The sequence below is a fragment of the Streptomyces alkaliphilus genome, from assembly GCF_014141535.1.
In the GTDB taxonomy this organism is placed as follows: Bacteria; Actinomycetota; Actinomycetes; order Streptomycetales; family Streptomycetaceae; genus Streptomyces; species Streptomyces alkaliphilus.
Map to the genome: position 1 here is coordinate 1 of NZ_VKHT01000455.1, position 4046 is coordinate 4046.

Consider the following 4046-nt stretch of genomic DNA (forward strand, 5'->3'; position numbering starts at 1 on the left):
CAGTAGGCCCCCCGGCCCCCCGCCACCGCCCGGGCCGTGCGGGCCAGTACGTCCAGGTCCCCGGTCAGCGACCAGTTGTCGGTGTAGGACAGGTCCAGGGCCAGGCTCTCGTCCCAGGAGAGGTCCGAGCGGCCCCCCACCTGCCAGGGGCCGGTCAGACCGGGCCGCACCTCCAGGCGGCGGTGCTCCACAGGTCCGTAGCGGGCGACCTCCTCCGGCAGCGGGGGACGCGGACCCACCAGGGACATCTCCCCGCGCACCACGTTCCACAGCTGTGGTAGCTCGTCCAGGGAGCTGCGGCGCAGCAGTCGACCGACCCGGGTCACCCGGGGATCGTGCCGCATCTTGAACAGCGGGCCGCTCTGCTCGTTGGCCTCCTCCATGGAGCCGCGCAACCGAGCCGCGTCCGGCACCATGCTGCGGAACTTCCACATGACGAAGGGGACGCCCCGGTGACCGATCCGACGCTGACGGAAGAGCACGGGGCCGCGCGAGTCCAGGCGCACGGCCAAGGCGATCAGGGCGAACAGGGGGGCCAGCACGACCAGCCCCAGCGCCGCCCCGACCCGGTCCAGCAGGTGTTTGACCAGCAGCGGGGGACCGCCCCGGGCGGGCGCGAGGACCTGGATCAGTTGCAGTCCGGCGGCGGTGGAGACACGTACCCGTCGGGGTGAGACGTCGCTCAGGCCGGAGGAGATCACCAGGGGCAGTCCGGCGTCCTGCACCTGCCAGGAGAGCCGGCGCAGGCGTTCACCGGTCAACCGGCTGCCGGGGATGACGAGGACCAGATCGGCGCCGCAGCGGCGCACCGCACCCGTCACGACCCCCTCGTCCGGGTCGCCCTCCGCCGGGGAGGGGCGGTCGGGCACCGGCCCGGAGCCCAGGCGGCCGGTCACCGGGAGGCCCCCGGACGGCTCACCCGCTCCGACCGGCACGGTTCCGACCACCACGTAGGGGTGGTCGGTGCGGGCCGCGAGCCGGGCGGTGACGTCACCGACCGGCCCCGCCTCGCCCACCACCAGGACCCGGCGAACGGCCTCCGCCGCCCGACGGCGGGCGGTCAGCCGGCGATGGATCAGGGCACCGGCGAGGGCGGACAGGAACAGCGCGGGCAACAGGGCGGCCAGGGCCGCGCCGATCGCGGAGTTCTCCCCGGTGAGCACCCGCAGCAGGGCCAGGACCCCCACCAGCAGCGCCCAGTCGTGTGCGGCGGCCAGCAACCCGCGGGACTCGCCGATCACGCGCCGGACGTAGCGCAGGTGGCCGGCGCGGATCACCAGCCAGGCCGAACAGGCGACCACCGCCGAGAGCACGGGGCGCCCCTGACCGGTGAGGTGGTACACACCGGCGACCGGGACGAGCACCCCCAGGGCGTCGCTCGCCACCGCGAGGGGGGCGTAACCGCGCCCCTTGGCACCGGCACCGTCGGGCAGGCCCCGTATCGGCGGCCGGCCGACCCCGCCGCCCTCGCGACGCGACGCGCGGGCGGTACGGGTCGTGCGGGTGGTACGGGTCGTGCGAGTGGTGTCGGACGTACCGACGTGCTGCATGAAACCCCCCGGAAACCGTCAGGAACCCCTGTCGTCTCCCCGCACGGACCGGCATCTCCCCATGCCGCTCCGCGGGTACTCGACTGATGAGAGTAGGCGATCCAACTTGTGTTCGGTTGGGGTTCGTTGGAACTTTCCCCCGGGGTCGGTCGGGGTTGGCCGCTTTCATGCCGCACCGATCGGAACCGTTCCCTCCGGCCCTCCCGTGGAGCTTCCGGGGGAACCGGCAGGTCACCGGGGGAGGAGCGGGAGCCCCCGCCCGGACGGGTGGGTCGGAGGTGATTCCGGGGACATGGCCGGGACCGACCACCGGACGACGGCGAGTGACTCGGATCACGTCCGCGCCGGGATCCGGAAGGGCCGTGTCGCGAACGCCAACACCCCTTCGGGCGAGTCCGGTTGTCGATCGGGTGGCGTGTACGGTCCCGGCCGGCCCGCTCAGCGCGCGGCGCGCACCGGCACGATGAGCGGGGCGTCGGTGTCCGGATGGCGCAGCACATCCACCGGCTGCCGGTACACCTCCCCGATCAACCCCCCGGTCAGCACCTCCGCCGGCGGCCCGTCGGCGGCGATCCGTCCGTCGTGCAGCACCACCACCCGATCCGCGTACGCCGCGGCCAGGGCGAGGTCGTGCAGGACCACCACCACCGCCTCGCCGGCCGCCGCCCGCTGCCGGCACAGCCGCAGCACCAGCTCCTGGTGGCGCAGGTCCAGCGCGGCGGTGGGTTCGTCCAGCAGGGTCAGCGGGGCCCGCTGCGCCAGTACCCGGGCCAGGGCCACCCGGGCCCGCTCGCCGCCGGACAGTTCGGCGAAGGAGCGTTCGGCGAAGGGGGACACCTCGGTCGCGGCCATGGCCGCCGCGACCACCGCGTCGTCCCGCTCCTCGGCCGGGGTCCCCGCCCACGGGGCGCGGCCCATCCGCACCACCTCGGCGACGGTGAACGGGAAGGAGAGTGTCGTCGCCTGCGGCAGCACCGACCGTCGCAGCGCCAGCTCCCGGGCACGCCACCGCGGCGCGGGGCGACCGTCCAGGACCACCTCCCCGGTGTCGGCGGGGGTGTCGGCGGCCAGGGCGGACAACAGGGTGGACTTCCCGGCGCCATTGGGACCGATGAGCACCAGCACCTCACCGGCGACGACCCGCAGCGAGGCGTCCCTCAACACCGATCGGTCGCCGCGCCGCACCCCCAGCGCCCGCGCCTCGGCGAGGACGTCGCCCGGGGACGGTCGGGCCGGCGGCTTCACGGCGGCCGGCAGCAGCGCCTCGCGCACCGCCTCCCGTCGGCGCTCCCACCATGCGGGGCTCATGCCCATCCCCCCTGTCGACGTCGGGTCCGGCGCAGCAGCCAGAAGAAGAACGGGCTGCCGATCAGCGCCGTCAGCACCCCCAGCGGCATCTCCGCCGGCGCGGCGATCGTGCGCGCCGCCAGGTCGGCCGCGAGCAGCACCAGGGCACCGGCCAGGGCGCTGCCGGGGATCAGGAAGCGGTGCCCCGGCCCGGCGATCATTCTCAGCAGGTGCGGCACCACCAATCCGACGAAGGTGATGATGCCCGCCACCGCGACCGCCGCCGCCGTCAGCAGTGCCACCAGCACGATCAACGCGATCCGCATCCGTTCCACGTCCACGCCCAGGTGGCGGGCGGGGCGTTCGCCGAGCGAGAGCAGGTCCAGCCGCCGGGCGTACAGGGGGGCGACCAACAACCCCAACGCCGCGCAGGGCAGGACCGCGAGGACCTTGGGCCAGGTGGCCTGCGCCAGCGAGCCCAGCTGCCAGAAGGTGATCTCGGAGATCTGCGCGTTGTCGGCGAAGAAGATGCTCAGACCGATCAGGGCACCGGCGAAGGCGTTGACCGCGATGCCGGTGAGGATCAGGGTCACCACCTCGGTGCGTCCTGCCGAGCGGGAGAGGACGTACACCACCAGCACCGTCGCCAGGCCCGCGATGAACGCCCCCACCGTGACCGTCCAACTCCCCAACACGGTCAGACCGAAGGCGATCGAGGCCACCGCGCCCACGGCCGCGCCGGAGGAGATGCCGATGACCCCGGGCTCCGCCAGCGGGTTGCCGAACACACCCTGCATCAGGGCGCCGGCGCACCCCAGGGAGGCGCCGACCAGCAGCGCCAGCACGATCCGGGGCAGTCGGATGTTCCACAGCACGCTCTCGGGCACCTGCTCCAGGGGCGCACCCCCGACACCGAGGCGGTGCGCGGCGGAGGAGAGGATGTCGTCGACCGGGATGTGGTACGCGCCGATACCGGCGGAGAGCAGGGAGAGCAGCAGCACACCGGCTGTCAGTCCCAGGGTCAGCAGCACCGTCGTGCCGCGCGGACGTCTCCCGCCGGTGGGCCGGCCCGGGCCGCCCGGTCCGGCCGGGCCGGCGGGCTTCGTCAACACCGGCCTCCGGGGCGCCGCGTTCTCGTCGTCCGCCGCCGACAGGGCGTCGCGCCCCGCTTCGGCGATCGGGACGTCACGGGGGGCGGGAGACGGGGCG

Annotated in this window: 3 protein-coding genes; all 3 read right to left on the reverse strand. The window is 74.4% G+C overall.

The window, feature by feature from the left end:
- The coding region (locus FNQ90_RS14850) for a sugar transferase (protein ID WP_182606817.1) at window positions 1-1550 on the reverse strand (1550 nt) is incomplete at its 3' end.
- A gap of 438 nt (window positions 1551-1988) precedes the next feature.
- Complete coding sequence (locus FNQ90_RS14855) at window positions 1989-2858, reverse strand: heme ABC transporter ATP-binding protein (protein ID WP_228471205.1); 870 nt, start codon at window positions 2856-2858, stop codon at window positions 1989-1991.
- The gene (locus tag FNQ90_RS14860; protein WP_182606819.1) at window positions 2855-3949 is read right to left on the reverse strand and encodes a FecCD family ABC transporter permease; all 1095 of its coding nucleotides are present in this window, start codon (window positions 3947-3949) and stop codon (window positions 2855-2857) included. Before FNQ90_RS14860 ends, FNQ90_RS14855 begins: the two co-directional genes overlap by 4 nt.
- Between the last annotated feature and the right edge of the window lie 97 nt (window positions 3950-4046).